Raw genomic sequence first — 20,480 nt, 5'->3', positions numbered from 1 at the left:
GGTATTGTAAGTATGTGTGGTTTAAATTGCGTTTTGACCATTTCTGCATAAGTTTACTCTTACTCAATCTATCCTTGCTTGAATGCCCAGCTTTTGCTGCATTACACATCATCAGCACCAATACAACGTAAATAAGCCTGCTCTAAATCATCGGTTTGATACTGTGCATGACACTGCTGTGGTGTGCCAATAAAAAGCAGCTCGCCATCATGCAAAATAGCCATACGATCGCAAAGAACCTCAATATCAAATAATAAATGAGTGGTAAAAAACAAAGTATGCTGTTGCTGCTGCTTCAAACCAAGTAAATAACGCTTTAAATAAGCACGGGCTTTAGGATCAAGCCCACTCATTGGCTCATCCAATATCAACAAGCTTTTTTTAGTTAAAAAACAAGAAATCAAACCCAACTTCTGATTCATGCCTTTAGAATATTTCTTAATCGGCTTTTTCAGTGCCTGCATATCTAAATCCAACTGCTGACACAAATTGCTGATTTCTACGGGCTTGATATGAACTTGATGTAGTTTGGTGATGTAATTTAAAAATTGTAGTCCCGTCAAAAACGTAGGCGGTCGAAATTGCTCAGGCAAAAAGCTTAAAGGTTGGCGTGACTGTGCTTTTAAATGAGACTGCCCAAAAATCGAAATCTGCCCCGAATTCACTTCCTCAAAGTCTAAAATGGCCTTAATTAATGTGGTTTTACCCGCACCATTAACACCCACCAAGGCCAAAAATTCACCCTGCTGTATACTAAAGTCAATATTTTTCAATATCAATTGTTTAGCATATTTTTTACTGACTTGTTGTAGTTGCAGTGCGTCCATGAGTATTTTTAAATAAGCTATTTTTGATAATATGATTTGATATAGTCGTTTTACTTTAAAGTGATACAGGACTGGCAGTCCTAAGTTTTAAAACTGATTGATATTTAAAAAATAACAGGACTGACAGTCCTAACATTCAAGATAGAATTGACTATAGAAAGTGCCAATAACTCAAAACCCTATCATATAAAACTAATGAATACCAACAAGTGGTTGTTTTGGCAACATCACCTTATTACGCAGACTAAAATCAGTTAAATCAATATGCACCGAAAATATGTCTTGCCCTTCATGGTATAAAAGCAATAATGTATTTTTATCAATCATTTGATGGCCAACAAGCTGATTCACATTGCTTATAATCTCTTGATAAGCTGTACCATTGGGCTTGGAAATACCTATTGTCACTAAATCTGCATGGCTCAAACGCTTATCCTCATTAGAATCCGTTTTGATGACTTGAAACAATATAGCAATGACAGGGCTATCATTTTTATCACTTGGCTCAGATAATAAATAATAACTATTAATAAGATACTGATTTTTATCAAATAACAAGTTTTGTTCGCTATTATTTTCACCATTCACAAATAAATAATTGAGAGTTGATGAAGCCGATTTATCATAATACGTCTGTTTATAATTTTGCTTTAACTCTAAAGGCAACATTAAATAAGGGCTGCCTTGAACCTTCAACATAGAACCATAGGACCAATTCTGCTCTATTTCTCCAGATTGTTCAGATTCAACATTGATAACGCTTGATACATCGTGAACCCCAAATATTTCATGAAAAAGCTGGTAATTTAGAAAAATTAACACCCCTATCGTCAATATGCCCACAACAAATATAATTAAACCATTAATACGCCAAACCAATCTAAAAAATGGATGAGTATCAGTCATTTGATAATCTCCAAGTTACAAACAAAAATGCTTAATAAGTTTTACTAAAACATCTGTCATCGGTTGTAAACGTTGTGCACTGATAAACTCATTAGGTTGATGTGCTTGCGCAATATCCCCTGGCCCTAACACCACAGGTTCAATCCCCAATTGCTGTAAATAAGGTGCTTCTGTTGCAAACGCGACCGCTTCAGCTTCATGTTGAGTCAATTTTTGAGTAATTTGTACAATTTCCGCATTTTGTGCGGTTTCCACTGCGGGAATGCCATCAAATAGTGCAGTGAATTCAACGCCTAAGCCTGTTTCTGCCACGGCTTGTTTTACTTTTTGATGCAACATTGCCCGTAACTCATCAATATCCATATTTGGCAATGGGCGTAAATCAATCTGCAATTCACAACCACCACAAATCCGATTAGGATTATCGCCACCATGAATATGACCTAAATTCAACGTCGGTACAGGTATTTGAAATAAAGGGTTTTGATAAGTTGCTTGCAATTGCTGCCGCCATTTCAACAGTTCCGCAATAACAAGATGCATCCCTTCTAAAGCATTGTTACCCAAACTTGGGTCACTGGAATGTCCGGCCAAACCATGTAAATGAATCGCCTCCATAAAAATACCCTTGTGCATTCGAATCGGTCGCATATTGGTTGGCTCACCGATAATCGCATGTTTTGCACCCGTCTTCCAAGTATTAAGCAAGGCCTTCGCCCCATCCATACCGCTTTCCTCATCAGCCGTCGCTAACAAAATCAATGGATGCTTAAATTGTTTCGGATCAAACTGCTGCACAGCCTTCAATACCAAGGCAAAAAAACCTTTCATATCACTCGTGCCTAAACCATAAAACCGCCCATCTTTTTCCGTGAGTTTAAATGGATTCACATCCCACTGCTCTAAATCATAAGGCACAGTATCGGTATGACCTGATAAGACTAATCCGCCTTCACCTTGTCCTAAAGTCGCAATTAAATTAAATTTATCTGGGCGATCAGGTATCGGTTGAATGTTACAACTGAATCCCAAATCCTGACACCAAGTTGCAAGTAACTCGATAACTTGACGATTACTTTGGTCAATATTAGGGTTGACACAACTGACAGATGGCATGGAAATCAAAGCATCAAGCATTGCTATAGTATTAGGTAATTTCATAATAACCTTCTAATTTATAAGTTTTTATCTTTATAGTGCTAATCTAATTTTTTCTATATGATTGTTAGCATCAATATAAACAATTTTTTAACGATCTAACAACTCCAAATATGATAGTTTATAAGAAACTCAACAAAAATATGCACTCTGCAAAAAATAATGAGTGGATCAAATTTAATTTAGATTCCAATTGAATCATAAAAAAATCTAGCCATGTTTCAATGCCTTCACCTGTTTTTGGAATATAATGTAATTCATTGATTTTATCAAAAAATCCGTTTTAATTACTCATTTAAAATCAAATCATTATCTTTCCTTGGTGAAGGTTTGATGCTTTATTCATCATTCATATCATAAATTTAAAAATGCAATCCTACCTCAAACAACAACTATTACAACGTCAACAGAATGCCTTATATCGGACTCGAAAAACCCATGACTCAGCACAAACCACGCAATTATTAATTGATGGCAAGGCTTATTTAAATTTTTGCAGTAATGATTATCTCGGTTTAGCATCGCATTCAGAATTAAAAACCACCTTACAACAAGCAGTTGAACACTATGGTGTTGGCAGTGGTGCATCGCATTTAGTCACAGGACATAGTGCCGCACATGAGGCTTTAGAATCTGATTTTGCTAAATTCATGGGAACAGAACGAGCCTTATTATTTTCAACAGGCTATATGGCAAATTTAGGGGTGATTAGTGCATTACTTGGCCGACAAGATGCAATCTTCTTAGATAAATTAAACCATGCCTCTTTAGTTGATGCGGCGATTTTATCCCGTGCGAAATTGCATCGCTATGCACATAATAATATTGCACAATTAACAACATCATTAGCTAAATCTAACGCGGTGCACAAATTAATTGCAACTGATGGGGTTTTTAGTATGGATGGTGATATTGCAGATTTACCAAAATTAGCTCAATTAGCCAAACAATCTGAATCATGGTTAATGCTGGATGATGCACATGGTATTGGCGTGTTAGGACAAGCAGGACGTGGCAGCATAGAATATTTTAATCTTTCAAGCGATGATGTGCCGATTATAGTAGGTACATTGGGTAAAGCATTTGGCATATTCGGGGCATTTGTGGCAGGCAGTGAATTATTAATCGAAACATTGATTCAACTCGCCCGCAGCTATATTTATACCACAGCCTTACCGCCTGCTTTAGCAGTTACATTAGGCAAAAGTTTAGAAATAATCCAACGCGACAATTGGCGGCGTGAGAAGTTACAACAACATATTGCCTATTTTAAAGCGGAAGCTGAAAAGCGTGGCATTCTACTCATGCCATCAATCACTCCAATTCAACCTATTGTTTTAAAAGACAGCCAACTTGCACTCAATGCCAGTCAAGCATTATATCAACAAGGTATTTTAGTTACAGCGATTCGTCCTCCCACAGTGCCACAAAATAGCGCACGACTTAGAATCACCTTGTCAGCCCAACATGAAATACAAGATATTGATAAGCTACTCTTGGCCTTATCTGAAATGTCTCTCATGAACTAAGCTTATTAAAATACTCGGTATTATTTTTATACCCTATTCAAATTTTCTGGTGCAATTGCACGCTTAAAATGATAAAAATCACTTTTTGTGCAGCGCAATATTTGTTATGATGGTGAATTCATACTATCTTGAACCAACCATCATAATCATAACAACCTCATAACAGGAGATAGTCGCTTGGAAAACGTGGTTTTTGTAGCAGCAGCTCGTACCCCCGTCGGCAACTTTAACGGCACATTGGCATCGATTCCCGCAAAATCTTTAGGTGCAGCAGTGATTAAGGGACTATTAGAACGCACTAATATTGACCCTGCACTCGTCGATGAAGTGATTTTAGGTCAGGTTTTAACAGGCGGTGTCGGTCAAAATCCAGCACGTCAAGCAGTGATTGAAGCGGGCTTGCCTGTGACGTGTCCTGCACTCACAATCAATAAAGTCTGTGGCAGCGGCTTAAAAGCAATGCACTTAGCAGCCCAAGCAATTAAATGTGGTGATGCTGAAGTTGTAATTGCTGGTGGTCAAGAAAATATGAGTTTGTCTCCACATGTTGTGCCTAATTCTCGTAACGGTCAACGCATGGGTCCTTGGACAATGGAAGACACCATGGTTAAAGATGGTCTTTGGGATAGTTTCAATGATTATCACATGGGCGTGACTGCAGAAAATATCGCAGGTGATTTTAATATCACGCGCCAAGATCAAGATGAATTTGCAGCAAGCTCACAGCAAAAAGCTGAAGCGGCACAAAAAGCAGGTCATTTCAACGATCAAATCGTACCGATTACAATTCCTAAACGCAAAGGCGATCCTGTTGTATTTGATACAGATGAATTCCCACGCGCAGGTGTTACGGCTGAAGCCTTAGGCAAATTACGTCCAGCTTTCAACAGAGAAGGCACAGTGACTGCGGGTAATGCTTCAGGTATTAATGATGGTGCAGCAGCGGTCATGATGATGTCTGAATCTAAAGCGAAAGAATTAGGTTTAGAAATTTTAGGTCGCGTCGTATCTTATGCTAGCGCAGGTGTTGAACCTCGCATCATGGGTACAGGTCCAATCCCTGCAACACGTAAATGTTTAGACAAAGCAGGCTGGACACACGAGGATTTAGACGTAGTTGAAGCCAATGAAGCATTTGCCTCTCAAGCGATTTCTGTCAACCGTGAATTAGGTTGGGATTTATCTAAAATCAATGTGAATGGTGGTGCTATTTCCATCGGTCATCCTATTGGTGCATCGGGTGCGCGTATTTTCGTTGATTTATTACACGAAATGAAACGCCGTGACGCAAACAAAGGTTTAGCGACTTTATGTATTGGTGGCGGTCTAGGTGTTGCGTTAGCTGTTGAACGCTAAGCAATCGTTTTTGTTAGGATGTGTGTGATTAATAATATCATGGGCATCCTGACACAAAACAGATGGTGATAGTAAATTTTTACTATTTAAGCCATCACGATATTAAACAATATCATATTCTAAAAAGAGCTTTTTTAACTCCATAAGTGGGTTGTGTGTAATGGTCAAAGTCAGTGGTGAAGAACCTCGCATTATAAAGAAATATCCTAATCGACGTTTATATGATACAACGATTAGCAGCTATATTACTTTGGACGACGTAAAAACGTTAGTCATGGATCATGTTTCTTTTAAGATTCAAGATGCAAAAACGGGACAAGACATCACCCGCAGTATTTTATTACAAATTATTTTAGAACAAGAAGAAGAAGGCGAACCGATTTTTAGTAGCGAAGTATTAGCCCAATTGATTCGTTTTTATGGTGATACATTACAAGGTATTGTCGCCAACTACTTTGAAAGAAGTTTAGTTGTATTTTCTAAACAACAGCAAGAATTACGAGAAAAAATGTACAACCCTTTGTCATTTATGACTGATATTGCTGACCAAAATATTAATTTATGGAAAGATATGCAGGATAGCTTTTTCCGTGCAACCCTACCTTCCCCTGAAGATACACCCAAAGATGACAAGAAAAAAGACGATTAGTTCTAAATAAGATGGTACGTTTTGATTGACTTACCATCTTTAAATTTCTGTTATTTCAAAATTTCTTGGGTACTGAATGCCCCACGAATCTCACCTGCTTTAAAGTCACGCGCTTGATCGTCTGGGTAAAGCTCATTTAACCGTTCAGCAATCGGTGCTGCAATGGTTTCGCCATGACACGCTAAACATTTTTCCATTACTGGAATCGCTTTCATATAACGCAAAACCTGTTGACCGTCGACTTCGACAAACTCTGAATATTGTAACTGTTTGAATTGTTCACCCGCAGCCTTGCGTTGCTCGAAGTCCTGCAATACTTTTAATTCCCATTCATCAGGTGCATTACTAGGGTTGCGTATTTTCAAGCTGGTGCGTTTCAAACTAATACCAGAATCATTTGAGACTTGCTGAGTAATCATAGGGGAGGCCTCATTACAGACCGATAATGCTCCAACAGGGCCACCTTCTGATATCGAAGCCAATAATTTACTTTGCAACTTCTTCATGAAACTTTTCAGAGCCGCTCGATGGGTATTTAACTTCGCTTCAAGTGCCGCTTCTGATAATACAGGTTCATTTGCAGCCATAATACTTGGTGCAAACAAAATACTAGAAAGTGCCAAACCTAAAATCATCCGTTTCATGTTGATTTCTCCAAAGTGAGTTAAATAATTTAACTTATGCTAAGGATTAAAAAGATAAGCTGCAACCCAATATTTTTCAATCCTGTATTAGTTTATTCAATAAAGCAATATATTCAGCCTGGCAATGTTGTTCAGAAAAACGGGTTTCTAAACTTAGATAAGCTTGTTGAGTCACTTCATTAAATTCAGGCATCGACTTTCTGGATAAATCTAACAAAGTTTGGGCTAAATGTTTGACATCATTGGCCTGAAAATGGAAGCCTGAAATCTCGTGTTGTACCAAACTAGCAACGCCTCCTGTATTCGGCACTAAAACGGGCACGCGTGCTGCCATTGCCTCCAACACGGCTAAACCAAATGGCTCACTGGGACACAAATGTAATAATAAATCGGCTTCTGCAACAGCGTGGGAAATATCTTCGATATAATTACAGAACTGCACATTAGGACAGCAAATCATGGCTTGGCGGCGTAAAGTAGGTAGCTCGGTTCCCATTCCATAAATATTAAACTGGAGTTTTTTTAGGCGTGGATCATAACGAATCGCTTGTAGCAGTAAATCAACCCGCTTAAGTGGATCAATCCGTGAAACAACAATAATATTTTGTAATTTATTTTCAGATTTGAACTCAGGATGTTTAGGCGAGTTCAGTATCTGTTGTTCTGTTAAAAAATTCTCGATTAGCTGAATCTTATTTGCCTTGACCCGATGATATAATAATTTTTGATAGACAAATTTTGAATTGACAATAAATGTGATGCAGAACGGGTTCAATAACCATTTCCGTCCATAACTATGCCATTCATCCGCCCCGCCATGTACCATTTGCAAATGAATGATTTTGCGTCGATAAAATAAATTCCAGCCCCACAATATCAGTGAGTAGCGCACGCCTGTTGACATAAAAACCAGTTGCTTCTGCTCAGCAATAAGGCTACGTATCAATTTAATTAAGTGGGAATAGCTAGAGAAACAATGAACTGAAATGCCGCGTCGCTGTGCTTCTTCAACAACAACGCCGGGAGGGGTAAGCAAAACAGGGCGATATTGGCTGCGTAAACTTTCTAAGGTTGCTAAAGCCATTTTTTCTGTGCCATATAAATTACTACTGTGTAAAATATAATACAGAGGCACATCCATGTTTTATCCCCACAATAATCGTTTAAGTAGGCTTGGTTTTACTTTTGAGCGTGTTGCATGTTCTTTTAACAATTCTGCAAAATAGCCCCCGCCTTTGAATGGTTTGACTCGGTTTAATACGGCTGCCACAACAGGCGGGTCTAAGCGTTCAAGTAAGTGTGCCGCGCGTTTTAATTCCCCAGGATTAACTTTATTGGCTTCAATCACCAACAATACGCCACCTGAGACTTCACCTAATAGCTCCGCATCGGCTGATAATAAAATAGGCGGACTGTCGATTAAAATCAAGTCATAGTATTCATTCAAATGGTCTAGCACTTCGGGTAAACGACCATAAGTAACTAAGTGGTCACTATGTTTATTTCCCACAGGCAAACGGTCAGGTAATGTGGCGGTTGCAGGAACGATCATATTTTGCAATTGGCTTAAAATTAAATGTTCACTGGTTAAAATATCGGTTAAGCCCTGATTTTGAGTGCCTATAAAACGCGTATCTGGCTTAAACGCATTCAGTTCAACTGCTAAGGTTTTAATTCCAAGTTGGGTTAGCATTCTGGCTAATTCTAAAGTTAAAGTACTCGTACCGCCACCGGGTTTAACCGAAGTCAGAGCAAAGCATAAGGTTTTATGCCCTTTTTTATCTCGTTCTAAAATCAAAGCAAGGCGGCGTAAATTATCTAGTGATAACTGTTGAGTTTGTTTATCTTTTTGCTCCAAAACCCAAGCCAGTGGCGGGAAGCCCAATACCCGATGAATATCACTTGGCGAGCGTAGCCGACGGTCTAAAGTATCCAGTAAAATTGGTACACCAATACTAAGCGCAAAAGCTAAGCCTGCGAGTAATACAATTAATTTCTTGCTGGTGCTGCCTTGCGTTACGCGTGGAATTTTGGCTTCAGTATCAACACGGACAAAGCCAGGAGCTTCTGATTCTAAAGCTAAAAAGTCAATTCTATCACTGATTGCGGTCAGTTGTTTTTCAGTTCGCTCAATTTCATTGGTAATCACTAATGCTTGGTTATAACGATTGGAATATTGGGTGGCTAATTCACTTTGGCGCGTCACCTCGTCAGCTAAAGCTTGTTCGATTTGCTTGGCTTGATATACCCGTGCTTGATGGTCACGTAAAATACGACGACGAATGTTTTTAGCGTAGTCTGATTCGATTTGTTGTAAGTATTTATCAATGGCGGCAACATCTTTATCCGCACGTTGTCGCTCAGGATGCGAAGACTTCATGCCAAACACATCAGCCAGTCGCTCAGAACGATTGCGCATCAAATTAGTTTTGGTACTCTTTAATACAGAGTCATTATTTAATTCTGCCTCAACCATGCTATCCAAAGCGGATTGGCTTTTATAACCACGCCGTTCATCTAATGCTTTGAACTGTGCATTTGCTTCAACTCGTGCTCTTCTGGCGCGGGTAAAGGCTTTATTACTATCGATGAGAATCTGATCGTAAGGGTTTAAAGCAGTGCCATTAAAAGTGGTTACGCCTAAATCTTCAGCAATTTTGTTACGTTCAACCCGTTTTTGCTCAATAGCGGCTAATAATTGCTCTTTACGGGTTAATAGACGCTGAATTCGTCCTGTGCTGTCATAGAAATACTCTTGCTGGGATTTTTTGATATACACTTTCATCAATGTATTCAATATAATGGCAAGGCCATCAGGTTTTGAACTTCTCAGTGTCAGAGTGATAAACGGATTTTTACGCGGCTTACTTTTAGTATTTAAACTAACACGTAAGCGCACAGCACCCGATTCAACACTTTCATTAGGGTGCAACCAATGTTTAGCGGCTTCAGGCTGGCGTAATGTCTCTTGCAACGTATCCGCGCGTTTAATTAATTCTTCTTGCTGTACAACATATAAAAAGTATTGATTTCCAAGCAAATTAAAACTACGGTCAGCGGTTAAATTATTGATAAATTTAGGTGAAACAAGCAGTTTTGCATGGACTGTATAGCTTGGCACACTGGTTTTTTGCTGCAAAATAAAAAAACCGAATACACCAATCAATAGCAACAAGGATAACGATAACCATTTATAGCGTAATAAGCTCATTATGGGGTTAAAGCTACTTGTAGGTGCGGGCGAATTTTCCGATGCCATAGTTAAATCTTACTCTTAAAAACCTTGAATAGGGTATAGCGATCAACAAACCAATACCAAATAAATTACTGAATCAGCTAAAGTATCTGCAAAATTCATAACTGTTTATTCTAAAACTTGATTTTGTTCAAACTCTTGCTGTTGTTGTTCAAGAGTCTCTTTTTCAGATTCAAGTCGTGCATTTTCTTGGTCAATACTGCGTAACTGACGGTTTGCTCGAATTGATTCAATATCAGCATAAATCCCTAAAATTTGACTAAACGGCGTTAAGAAACCAAACGCATAATTCACTTTGGACAACATATTGGTTGGTACATAAATAATGTCATTTTCTTGTAAACTGATGTTCACTTTATTGTCACCCTCTAGCAAATCATCCAAATCAATTGCAGTATTCACTTTTTCACTAGGGCGAATAATATTAATTTTACTCGGTGCTGCATCACGCGAGGGTCCACCCGCTTTGGCTAACATTTCCAAAAATGAAGTATTGGCTGTGAGTGGAAATGCACCGGGTTTATTTACTGCACCTAAAACATAGACCAATTTTTCACGCAATTCTGGAATATAGACAATATCATTACGTTTTAGCTTTAAATTTAGATTGAGGTTTTGCCCCATTAATAACGGTTCTAAATCTAACCAGACAATTTTATCTCGGTCTCGAAAAATCGCACAGCGCGTGAATGGCAAGGTTTCCCCCGGTAATAATAGTTTACTCGGAATGGTTGTGCCACCTGCCAATGCAATGGCTTCGAGCAATGTCGGTGCAGTCATACCAAATTTGATAGAACCGGGTTTACGTACTCGACCTAATATCAAAATTCGATTTGAGGCATATTCATCTACTCGCACTGTCACTGATAAATCAGCGTAATAAGTATCTGTTAACTTTTGCCGAATGGCACGGGCGGCTTGTTCTCGAGTTAATTCTATAATTCCAAAACTCCCCACCAATGGCAAGGTAATCACACCATCAGGGCCAACCACATGTTTACCTGACAATTCAGGATAGCCCCATACCTGAATACTCAGTTCATCACCCGCACCAATAAAATAACCTGACACAGCATCATCATCTTGTTCAGCAAAAAAGTCTTCTTGAAATGCAGATAGCACTTCAGGAGAGCTGGATTCTGGCTGTATCGTTTTTGATGAAGGTTGAAAATTATCGGGGATAGTAACAGGAGACGGTGCGCAAGCTGCTAAGCTGATAATCATCAATGTCAGATAAATCAATGTCTTGAGCATTATAGCTGAACTTTTTAAGTAGTCGTTTTGTTATTAGGGCTGAGGAGGGCTTTTTGCTGTAAATCTTCAAGTGCAGCGAATTTATCTGCAAAAATACGTATTTCATGATGCAGGCGAGTAAGCTCAATAATGGTGCGTACAGCAGGTGTTATATTAAGCAATACCAATTCTCCATAATGGCTCTTGGCCACATTGGCTGCTGTAATAAAAGTGGATATACCACGAGCATCTGCATATTGAAGTTTTTCCAAGTCAAGGATCACAAAAGGTGATGTCTCTTCTATAAGCTGAGTGAGCTGGCAACGAACCCGAGGCGCATAGCTATGCGTTAAACTGCCGTCTAAATTAATAATTTGTATATCTTGGTGTGAACGATGAGCCAACAACATGTCAACATACCTAAAGTGATTTATGCAGATTCTAAGCAACTTAAGCACCAAAGTAAAATAACTTTGTGATTTTTGATTTCATATAGTTAAAAATTAAGTAAGAACAAGCATCATAAGACCTGCATAAGAAACCTTAATTAATGGCATCATGACTTGACCAAGTATGCCCGTCGCAAGTAGCCCAATAAGAATAAAAAATCCATAAGGCTCTGATTGTCCATATTTATAAGCTAAACGGTGTGGTAGCAATCCAAATAAAATACGGCCACCGTCTAAAGGCAATATTGGCAGTAAATTCAATATCATCAGAACAAGGTTAACAAGAACACCTGCTTGTCCTGTGTAAATCAGAAATTTTACCATTGGCCAGGAAGACACCAGTAATAAACCTATATTAATGATTATAACCCATAATATTGCCATCAATAAATTAGATAAAGGCCCTGCTAGCGCGACTAAAGCCATATCACGCTTTGGGTTATTCAAATTACCCCAATTAACAGGAACAGGTTTCGCCCAGCCAAATAGAAAAGGTGAGCCTAGGACAATTAACAAGGTTGGGATCGCAATTGTACCAACAGGATCGATATGATTGATGGGATTGAGTGTAAGACGGCCTTGTTGATAAGCTGTCTTATCACCTAACTTATATGCTGCGAGTGCATGTGCAGCTTCGTGTAATGTAATCGCAAATAAGATTGGTAATATCCAAACCGCAACCTGTTGGATAGAATTAAAATCACCCATAAACCATTTTCTTTAAGTCTGTTTAAGATCGTTTTAGTCTATCACATAATTTGAGTAAATTTAGAGGATTTGAAGGGAGTGTAGAAAACAGATAAGGCGCAAATAGAACAGCTCTAGTTGCACCCTATCTATTCAGGATGGATTATAAATCGACAGGAACCCAACCAAACTTATCAACTGTACGGAATACATCAGAATAAGTCACAATACCTAAAGGTTTGCCTGCTTTTTCTACAATCACACGACGGATTTTGTTATCAGTCATGATATCAACGCATTCATGTAAAGAAGTATCAACAGGTACCATACGTAATGGTTTGTTTGCAATTTCAATTACTTTTACAGACGCAGGCGATCTGTTGCTGTGCATGACTTTAGTCACAACATCATTTTGAGTCAACATTGACCATACACCATCATTATCAGGCTCAACGATAATACCGCTGATGTCATTTTCATTCATCACATGTACGGCTGTTTCAACAGTATCATCAGCTTTAATTGTAATCAATTTAGTTGCCATGATTTCGCCCACAGTATGTGGTGTACGACCTGCTTCAATTTCAGCGCTTGGGTCAGACATACGACGAATTTCACGGTCCTTACGTTCTTGCTTGATTTTTTCTTCACGTTGTTTACGGAAGCTTTCTAAATCAATACCACCATTAATTTGTTGGATTAACGCATCAGCAAATTGGCTTGTGCCAACTTCTGTTGCATTTTCAGTTTGGCGAGCAAAATCATAAGTAACAATTTTTTCACCAATCACAACTGGGTATGCTGCACGGATTAAATCAGCAGCTTCTTTCCAGCCAATGTATTCCAACATATCAACGCCACTGAATAATAATGAACCGGGGTTCACTTTATTTAAATTGGCATATTTAGGCGCAGTACCATGTGTGGCTTCAAATACAGCAACGTTATCTGCCATGTTTGAACCTGGTGCGATACCCATGCCGCCAACTTCAGCCGCAATCGCATCAGATAAATAATCACCATTTAAGTTCATTGTTGCTAATACGTCAAATTCAGAAGGACGCAATAACATTAATTGGAAAATAATGTCAGCAATACGGTCTTTAACAACAATTTTGCCTTCAGGCTGTTTGCCACCATGTTTGCTATATAATTCTTCTTCAGTAATGGTATAGTCGCCGAATTCTTCACGCGCAACTTCATAACCCCAAGTACGGAACGCACCTTCTGTGAATTTCATAATGTTACCTTTATGTACTAAGGTTACACTTTCACGGTTATGGTCAATTGCGTATTGAATCGCTTTGCGTACTAAACGTTTTGTACCAAATGCACTGATTGGTTTAATACCAATACCTGCATCATCAAAGAATTTTGCGCCCATTTCTTCTTTAAGGAATTTTTCTACTTTCTTAGCTTCATCAGAGCCTGATTGATATTCAATACCTGCATACACGTCTTCTGTATTTTCACGGAAAATAATGACGTCCACTTCTTCTGGTTTTTTAAGTGGAGAAGGTACGCCTTCATAATAACGAACAGGACGTACACACGCATATAAGTCTAATTCTTGACGTAAAGCGACGTTTAAAGAACGGAAACCACCACCAACAGGCGTTGTTAAAGGACCTTTGACAGAAACGATAACGTCTTTTAAGGCTTCTAAAGTTTCAGCAGGGAAATAATCACCATCATAGATGCCCGCTGCTTTTTCACCCATGAATAATTCCATCCAATGGGCTTTGCGTTCACCGCCATATGCTTTTTCTACTGCGGCATCCCAAACTCGTAAACAAGCATTCGTAATATCAGGACCAATTCCATCGCCTTCGATGTAACCTAAAATAGGATTACTAGGAACAGATAATTTTCCATTCTCAACAGTAATCTTTGTACCACCTTCAGGCGTTTTAATATGCTCTGGCATTTACGGTCCTCCTAACTATTCACTTCAGTTTATAAAAACGAAAAGATTTATTTATACAACCTACATAGTCTAATCTATAACGCCATAAAAAAGAATCATAGATGATAAAAAAACTCAATAGAATGTTTATATGCATGTGTGAGCCTAGTATAAAAAAGCTTCAATATCTGGTTTTATCTGGATTTTTCATGATTGAAACAAATTTATAAAAAAGGCATTGCTTAGAAGCAGAGTTTGGAGTAATTTCGAATTACATTAATAGAAAATGTTCATTTTAGAGGAGTTTTCATCATGGGTTTATTAATTAATGCGATTATCCCGTTGCTATTTGTATTAGGTGGCTTGCTCATGTATATGATTCGTATATTACGTGAATATGAACGAGCTGTTGTATTCTTTTTAGGACGTTATCAAGGAGTTAAAGGGCCTGGCTTAGTAATTGTGATTCCAGGATTGCAACAAATTGTTAAAGTGGATTTGCGTACTATTGTGATGGATGTCCCCAGCCAAGATGTGATGTCGCGGGATAATGTATCGGTTAAAGTCAATGCTGTGGTATATTTCCGTGTTATAGAACCTGAAAAAGCGATTATTCAAGTAGAAGATTATATTCAAGCCACCAGTCAATTAGCTCAAACAACTTTGCGTTCTGTATTAGGTCATCATGAGTTGGACGAAATGCTGTCAGAGCGTGATAAATTAAACCGAGATATTCAAGAAATTTTAGATAAACAAACCGATTCGTGGGGCATCAAAGTTGCCAACGTTGAAATTAAACATGTGGATTTGGATGAAAGTATGATCCGGGCTATGGCGCGTCAGGCTGAAGCAGAACGTGAACGACGTGCAAAAGTGATCCATGCTGAGGGTGAGTCACAAGCAGCAAACAGATTACTTGAGGCAGCCCAAATATTGGCAAAACAGCCTGAAGCAATTCAATTGCGTTATTTACAAACCATGAGTGATGTTGCGAGTGACAGTAAAACCCATTTAATCGCATTCCCATTGCCGATTGATTTGATGAAAAGTTTACAAACCATGATGGATAATAAAGGCAATTAATTTGGTCATGCAATGAAGAACTGCATTAACATAATAAATCAGCTATGAGATGAAGCCATGCTATTCAGCGCGACAACTGCGTTTGAGTAGTGTGGCTTTTTTTATGTTTAAAATAAATTCAAACATTATATGATTATTGGCATGACTATATGGGTGTGAGCAAAAGAGGTGGTTTTGCAGCTGTAGAGATTTTCTTTTTAAGTGTTACATAAGAATTTGTCTTTGTAGAATTGTAGCTATAGTCATTTTACTTTAAAGTGATACAGGACTGGTAATCCTAGATTTCAAAACTGATTGATATTTAAATAATAACAGGACTGCCAGTCCTAACACCCAAGATAGAATTGACTATATTTAAAATTAACATCTGTAACAGTTTACAATGAATCCACCATGTGATTAAAAAAAAGAATTACGCCAAATTGGAACGCATAATGACTAAGATAATCGCCGCTGTATTCTTATAAACAATTAAGGCTGGCAGCTCTTTTAAAGAACGACCAGCCCTAAGATGTAACATGGATTTCAACTATATCTAACGTTTCATCGGACTTAAGAAGCGTGCATCTTCAGTAATAGTCAAATCAGCATCTTCTTTTGAAGTTAATGTGAACATGACTTCAGCACTACGTGTTCCTAACTCATGAGGATTTGCAATCAAAGAAACAGTTACATTTTGGATTTTTCCAGATTCAACAATAATGCTATCAGGCTTGAATAATTGTACACCCTCAATACCTGTGACCGATAAATCATAAGCATGAACCTCATCATCTTTGTTGGTGATTTTCAAGGTGTAAACATTCTTGATATTGCCTTCAGGTGTCTCTTTATACAGCGCACTACGGTCACGCAATACATCCAGCTCAATGCCTATACGTTGGCTAATTGAATAACCCAAACCCACCATCAATAGCAGCAGAATTGTGGCATAAACAAAAACCCGTGGACGAACAACATGAGTCGTCTCATTGTGCAAAGAATGCTCTGTGGTATAGCGGACTAAACCACGTTGATAACCCATTTTATCCATCACATCATTACATACGTCAATACAGGCTGAGCAGCTAATACATTGATATTGAAGGCCATTTCTAATATCAATACCCGTAGGACATACTTGTACACACAAGGTACAATTAATACAGTCGCCTAAGCCTTTTTCATTGGGATCTTCGTCACGTTTACGAGAACCGCGTGGCTCACCTCGCTTTTCATCATAAGCAATAATCATGGTATCTTTATCAAACATGGCACTTTGAAAACGTGCATACGGACACATGTACATACAGACTTGTTCCCGCATAAAGCCCGCATTACCATAAGTTGCAAAGCCGTAGAAAAATAGCCAGAAGGTTTCCCAACCAGTTAAATCAACAGCTACAATAGAACTATACAACTCTCTAATCGGCGTAAAAAAACCAACAAAGGTAAAGCCTGTAAATAAAGCGAAGGCAATCCACATAAGTTGTTTCGTAAACTTAAGTCTGAATTTGTGAAAGCTCATTGGGGCTTTATCTAATTTTATCTGTTTAGGTCTGTCACCTTCAACTAGGCGTTCCATCCACAAAAAGGCATCAGTCCAAATTGTTTGCGGACAGGCATAACCACACCATAAACGACCCGCAAGTGCAGTGAAAAAGAACAAACTCATCGCAGCGATAATCAGCAGAAAAGCCAGATAAATAAAATCTTGTGGCCAGAAACTTAGACCAAAAACATGGAATTGGCGGGCAGGTAAATCGAAAAGTACTGCTTGCCGATCACCCCATTGTAGCCAAGGAAATATGTAAAATATGCCCAGTAAAATGAGACCACTTAGGGCTTTTAAACGAGTGAATGTGCCCAGCACAATGCGTGGGTAAATTTTTTCTCGCTTAGCGTATAAGCTTTGCTCAACGTCTTTGATAGGTATTTTTTGTTCGTTCATCGTCTTTCAACTCAGCTTTATCTTGGTTTAAAACAACTTTAAAAACAAAGCTATTAAAGAACTTTTAACATAAGTTAAAAAATAAATTAGCAGTTGCTAATATATCGAGATTTATCAGCAATGTCTAGGATAAATTGACAGGCTGCTAAACACGAGCTGCATTGTAAGCGTTTATAAGAATAGAAGCAAAAATGTTGAAAAATCAAACAAATTGTAGGGTTTATTTTTAACCTAAGGTAAAAGCTAAATAAGACTTAAAATCAATAAATTTTATTTTCAATATCACATTGATTTTTAAACTTTATATTGGTCTCAACTCTTGAAATCTTAGAAACGGTTTTACTTATAATCTATCAGTATTTATTGTGGCTCAATTCTCACTGATAGTATGGATTAACCAATGATGCTAAGCATCTAAATAGGATTCCAACAAAAATCCTAAAATGAAGTTAATTGTTTATTGATAATTGTTCGTTGATAATTGATAATTGTCCGATGCAAATGGTTTTACACGATTATTTTGAAGCTTTAGAAGGGGGCGGCCGCTTATCAAGTATTTTGGCGCGTGACTTAAATTGTGCTATCGGCTATGGATTTGCAAAATCAGAACATCCTTTTTTAGCAGAATTAACAAATCAATATGATTTAAAAGCCTATAGTAATATCCCATTGTGGCGACAATATCAGCTTGCCCGGGCATTCAGCGGTCAAACTGGATTTTTAAACCAATATCAACAAGTGATTTACAGTGGTTTTTACACCCCTCTTGCGATTCAAAATCACCAGAATGGACGCAATATTTTATATTGTCACACCCCGCCGCGTTTTGTTTACGATCAAAAAGATTTTTATTTACAACAAGTTTCTTTGCCTTTACGTCCATTGCTCAAGGGCTTTATCTGCTATTTGCAGCCACGTTATGAACAAGCGGTGCGACAAATGGATGTGGTTATTGCCAATTCAAAAAACATCCAACGTCGAATTAAACATTATTTAAATCAAGATTCTACAGTGATTTATCCACCATGTGAAATTCAATGTTACCATTGGCAAACTCAAGGCGATTACTATTTATCGACGGCTCGATTAGACCCATTGAAACGGGTTGATAAAATTGTCCAAGCCTTCAAATTGTTGCCACAAAAAAAGCTTATCATTGCATCTGGTGGTAGTGAATTAGTTAAATTAAAAAAATTAGCCCAAGATGCAGAAAATATTCAATTTACAGGCTGGTTGAGTGATAGCAAGTTGCAAGATTTAATTGCCAATGCCATCGCAACGATTTATTTACCGCACAATGAAGATTTTGGCATGTCTCCTGTCGAATCGATGTCAGCAGGTAAGCCTGTGATTGGTGTTGCAGAGGGTGGCTTATTAGAAACGATTATTCCAAATCAAACCGGTTTTTTATTGCCGCCTGATTTTGATGTAGCCACTTTGATTCAAACCATTCAGCAATTAGATAAGCCAACGGCATTAGCAATGCGTGAAACCTGTGAACAGACAGCACAGCAATTTAGTACAGCGGGTTTTATTCAGCAAATGCGAGTAGTTTTAGAGCGTGTTTGAAAAGATTACTTTATACTCGATTTTCAAATCACCATATTAATAACAACACCTAACTTATAGAATCCACCATGTTTGCGCGACTTAAAGAAGAAATCAACTGCGTTTTTGAACGTGATCCAGCCGCTCGTAACAGCTTTGAAATCATTACTAATTATCCTGGTCTCCATGCGATTTTATTTCACCGCCTCAATCACAAATTATGGAATGGGGGTTGGTTTTGGTTGGGGCGTACTTCGTCTACATTTGCGCGTTGGCTAACGGGCATTGAAATCCATCCCGGTGCGACGATAGGGGAACGGTTTTTTATCGATCATGGCATGGGGATTGTGATTGGTGAAACGGCTGAAATTGGTAATGATTGTACCTTATATCATGGTGTCACTTTAGGCGGGACGAGTTGGAAAAAAGGCAAGCGTCATCCGACTTTAGGACGTGATGTGGTTGTTGGTGCAGGCGCAAAAGTGCTAGGGCCAATTCATATTGGTGATGGGGCACGTATTGGCTCAAATGCAGTTGTTGTCAAAGATGTACCCGCAGGAGCAACCGTGGTCGGGATTCCTGCTCGGATTGTTAAAATTGATGAAAATTATCAGCTTACGCATAAAAAAATGATTGAGCAGAAAATTTTCGATGCGTATGGAATGCCAATAGATGTGTCTGATGTCGATCCCATGCAGCACGCAATAGATCACATGTTGGATGATATTGAAATAATGGATAGAAAAATGCAGTCGATGTGTAAAGCTTTGAAAGCCATGGGCTATAACGATGATACGGGGGATTTAGATTCTTGTCAGATTCGAGTTCGAACTTCGCTTGAAAATAAAGATTAGATGCTTGAATTTATTAAATAATAATATTACAAGAAACACTGAAGTTTGTATCCATCGCTACTGTTAAATCAAAAACAAATGCTCATTACAGAATAATACTCAATTATTGGAGTGAAAATTGATCTTGCCTAAAATCTGTATTTCTACAAATCCTCGCCAAAGCCAACACCTTTTTCTGAACAAACCCTGTAAGCATTGCCTTAATGCTGATAGCATCATTGTACGATCTAGCCGCTCTTAAAATAAAACAATAACCAAGTAAGTTTGAAAAATTAAGCAGTTCAAAACATTGTGTTTTTATTAATTGATAATTTTTATACTAACCATAAAATACCATATTGGCCGAAAAGCCCCATCGCGAAAACTCTGTGTTAAACTATATTGGCATATCATAATTTAATAATAAAATAATTTACTCACCAAGGAGAGATGATCCAATGCACAATCATCGTACTACGATTACGC

Annotated in this window: 17 protein-coding genes; 6 read left to right on the top strand and 11 right to left on the bottom strand. The window is 38.2% G+C overall.

Annotation, left to right across the window (positions count from 1 at the left end):
- Window positions 1–101 precede the first annotated feature (101 nt).
- The 3 genes from ABXH34_RS09970 to argE all read right to left on the bottom strand — a co-directional run bounded on the left by ABXH34_RS09970 (window position 102) and on the right by argE (window position 2,894).
- On the bottom strand, window positions 102–827 hold the full coding sequence (locus ABXH34_RS09970; RefSeq protein WP_353571729.1) for an ABC transporter ATP-binding protein: 726 nt from the start codon (window positions 825–827) through the stop codon (window positions 102–104).
- 192 nt (window positions 828–1,019) lie between these two features.
- Window positions 1,020–1,733, bottom strand: coding sequence for a hypothetical protein (locus ABXH34_RS09965; RefSeq protein ID WP_353571728.1), 714 nt, complete (start codon window positions 1,731–1,733; stop codon window positions 1,020–1,022).
- 15 nt (window positions 1,734–1,748) lie between these two features.
- A complete protein-coding gene (gene argE / locus ABXH34_RS09960) occupies window positions 1,749–2,894 on the bottom strand; it encodes an acetylornithine deacetylase (RefSeq protein WP_353571727.1) in 1,146 nt (381 codons plus the stop codon).
- A 365-nt stretch (window positions 2,895–3,259) separates the two neighbouring features.
- Between argE and bioF the strand changes: the two genes are divergently transcribed.
- From bioF to phaR, 3 genes are all read left to right on the top strand, one after another.
- Window positions 3,260–4,420 carry an 8-amino-7-oxononanoate synthase gene (bioF, locus tag ABXH34_RS09955; protein WP_353571726.1) on the top strand — a complete coding sequence of 387 codons (1,161 nt, stop codon included), beginning with the start codon at window positions 3,260–3,262 and terminating at the stop codon, window positions 4,418–4,420.
- 186 nt (window positions 4,421–4,606) lie between these two features.
- On the top strand, window positions 4,607–5,776 hold the full coding sequence (locus ABXH34_RS09950; protein WP_353571731.1) for an acetyl-CoA C-acetyltransferase: 1,170 nt from the start codon (window positions 4,607–4,609) through the stop codon (window positions 5,774–5,776).
- 160 nt (window positions 5,777–5,936) lie between these two features.
- On the top strand, window positions 5,937–6,425 hold the full coding sequence (gene phaR, locus ABXH34_RS09945; RefSeq protein ID WP_353571725.1) for a polyhydroxyalkanoate synthesis repressor PhaR: 489 nt from the start codon (window positions 5,937–5,939) through the stop codon (window positions 6,423–6,425).
- Between the two features lie 50 nt (window positions 6,426–6,475).
- On the opposite strand, the gene ABXH34_RS09940 is transcribed toward phaR, so the two are convergent.
- The 7 genes from ABXH34_RS09940 to icd all read right to left on the bottom strand — a co-directional run bounded on the left by ABXH34_RS09940 (window position 6,476) and on the right by icd (window position 14,621).
- Window positions 6,476–7,069 (bottom strand): Tll0287-like domain-containing protein, encoded by a 594-nt coding sequence (locus ABXH34_RS09940; RefSeq protein WP_353571724.1) that lies wholly within the window; start codon window positions 7,067–7,069, stop codon window positions 6,476–6,478.
- A gap of 76 nt (window positions 7,070–7,145) precedes the next feature.
- Window positions 7,146–8,210, bottom strand: a complete 1,065-nt coding sequence (locus ABXH34_RS09935) for a glycosyltransferase family 4 protein (RefSeq protein WP_353571723.1) — start codon at window positions 8,208–8,210, stop codon at window positions 7,146–7,148.
- Between the two features lie 3 nt (window positions 8,211–8,213).
- A complete protein-coding gene (locus ABXH34_RS09930; RefSeq protein WP_353571722.1) occupies window positions 8,214–10,328 on the bottom strand; it encodes a GumC family protein in 2,115 nt (704 codons plus the stop codon).
- A gap of 105 nt (window positions 10,329–10,433) precedes the next feature.
- The gene (locus ABXH34_RS09925) at window positions 10,434–11,579 is read right to left on the bottom strand and encodes a polysaccharide biosynthesis/export family protein (protein WP_353571721.1); all 1,146 of its coding nucleotides are present in this window, start codon (window positions 11,577–11,579) and stop codon (window positions 10,434–10,436) included.
- A gap of 14 nt (window positions 11,580–11,593) precedes the next feature.
- Window positions 11,594–11,968, bottom strand: coding sequence for an STAS domain-containing protein (locus ABXH34_RS09920; protein ID WP_353571720.1), 375 nt, complete (start codon window positions 11,966–11,968; stop codon window positions 11,594–11,596).
- Window positions 11,969–12,061: 93 nt separating this feature from the next.
- Complete coding sequence (locus ABXH34_RS09915; RefSeq protein WP_353571719.1) at window positions 12,062–12,715, bottom strand: site-2 protease family protein; 654 nt, start codon at window positions 12,713–12,715, stop codon at window positions 12,062–12,064.
- A gap of 142 nt (window positions 12,716–12,857) precedes the next feature.
- Window positions 12,858–14,621 (bottom strand): isocitrate dehydrogenase (NADP(+)), encoded by a 1,764-nt coding sequence (gene icd, locus ABXH34_RS09905; protein ID WP_502710406.1) that lies wholly within the window; start codon window positions 14,619–14,621, stop codon window positions 12,858–12,860.
- Window positions 14,622–14,912: 291 nt separating this feature from the next.
- On the opposite strand from icd, the gene ABXH34_RS09900 reads away from it, so the two are divergent.
- Window positions 14,913–15,683 (top strand): slipin family protein, encoded by a 771-nt coding sequence (locus ABXH34_RS09900; RefSeq protein ID WP_353571718.1) that lies wholly within the window; start codon window positions 14,913–14,915, stop codon window positions 15,681–15,683.
- A gap of 535 nt (window positions 15,684–16,218) precedes the next feature.
- Here ABXH34_RS09900 and ccoG read toward each other — a convergent pair.
- A complete protein-coding gene (gene ccoG / locus ABXH34_RS09895; protein ID WP_353571717.1) occupies window positions 16,219–17,613 on the bottom strand; it encodes a cytochrome c oxidase accessory protein CcoG in 1,395 nt (464 codons plus the stop codon).
- A gap of 495 nt (window positions 17,614–18,108) precedes the next feature.
- On the opposite strand from ccoG, the gene ABXH34_RS09890 reads away from it, so the two are divergent.
- Together ABXH34_RS09890 and cysE are read left to right on the top strand one after the other, a co-directional pair.
- Complete coding sequence (locus tag ABXH34_RS09890; protein WP_353571716.1) at window positions 18,109–19,182, top strand: glycosyltransferase; 1,074 nt, start codon at window positions 18,109–18,111, stop codon at window positions 19,180–19,182.
- Window positions 19,183–19,250: 68 nt separating this feature from the next.
- Entirely contained in the window at window positions 19,251–20,015 is a 765-nt protein-coding gene (gene cysE, locus ABXH34_RS09885) for a serine O-acetyltransferase (RefSeq protein ID WP_353571715.1), read from the top strand.
- Window positions 20,016–20,480 lie beyond the last annotated feature (465 nt).

Source organism: Candidatus Albibeggiatoa sp. nov. BB20, from assembly GCA_016744725.1.
Taxonomy (GTDB): domain Bacteria; phylum Pseudomonadota; class Gammaproteobacteria; order Beggiatoales; family Beggiatoaceae; genus Albibeggiatoa.
Note: the sequence above shows the minus strand (reverse complement) of the source record. Positions and strands in the feature narration are given on the sequence as shown.

Excerpts from the sequence above, each read along its gene's own strand:
- cysE (WP_353571715.1), top strand. The coding sequence starts at position 19,251 with ATGTTTGCGCGACTTAAAGAAGAAATCAACTGCGTTTTTGAACGTGAT.
- phaR (WP_353571725.1), top strand. The coding sequence starts at position 5,937 with ATGGTCAAAGTCAGTGGTGAAGAACCTCGCATTATAAAGAAATATCCT.
- ABXH34_RS09930 (WP_353571722.1), bottom strand. The coding sequence starts at position 10,328 with ATGGCATCGGAAAATTCGCCCGCACCTACAAGTAGCTTTAACCCCATA.
- ABXH34_RS09890 (WP_353571716.1), top strand. The coding sequence starts at position 18,109 with ATGCAAATGGTTTTACACGATTATTTTGAAGCTTTAGAAGGGGGCGGC.
- ABXH34_RS09920 (WP_353571720.1), bottom strand. The coding sequence starts at position 11,968 with ATGTTGTTGGCTCATCGTTCACACCAAGATATACAAATTATTAATTTA.
- ABXH34_RS09900 (WP_353571718.1), top strand. The coding sequence starts at position 14,913 with ATGGGTTTATTAATTAATGCGATTATCCCGTTGCTATTTGTATTAGGT.
- ABXH34_RS09935 (WP_353571723.1), bottom strand. The coding sequence starts at position 8,210 with ATGGATGTGCCTCTGTATTATATTTTACACAGTAGTAATTTATATGGC.
- argE (WP_353571727.1), bottom strand. The coding sequence starts at position 2,894 with ATGAAATTACCTAATACTATAGCAATGCTTGATGCTTTGATTTCCATG.
- ABXH34_RS09965 (WP_353571728.1), bottom strand. The coding sequence starts at position 1,733 with ATGACTGATACTCATCCATTTTTTAGATTGGTTTGGCGTATTAATGGT.
- ccoG (WP_353571717.1), bottom strand. The coding sequence starts at position 17,613 with ATGAACGAACAAAAAATACCTATCAAAGACGTTGAGCAAAGCTTATAC.
- ABXH34_RS09970 (WP_353571729.1), bottom strand. The coding sequence starts at position 827 with ATGGACGCACTGCAACTACAACAAGTCAGTAAAAAATATGCTAAACAA.
- ABXH34_RS09940 (WP_353571724.1), bottom strand. The coding sequence starts at position 7,069 with ATGAAACGGATGATTTTAGGTTTGGCACTTTCTAGTATTTTGTTTGCA.
- bioF (WP_353571726.1), top strand. The coding sequence starts at position 3,260 with ATGCAATCCTACCTCAAACAACAACTATTACAACGTCAACAGAATGCC.
- ABXH34_RS09915 (WP_353571719.1), bottom strand. The coding sequence starts at position 12,715 with ATGGGTGATTTTAATTCTATCCAACAGGTTGCGGTTTGGATATTACCA.
- ABXH34_RS09925 (WP_353571721.1), bottom strand. The coding sequence starts at position 11,579 with ATGCTCAAGACATTGATTTATCTGACATTGATGATTATCAGCTTAGCA.
- icd (WP_502710406.1), bottom strand. The coding sequence starts at position 14,621 with ATGCCAGAGCATATTAAAACGCCTGAAGGTGGTACAAAGATTACTGTT.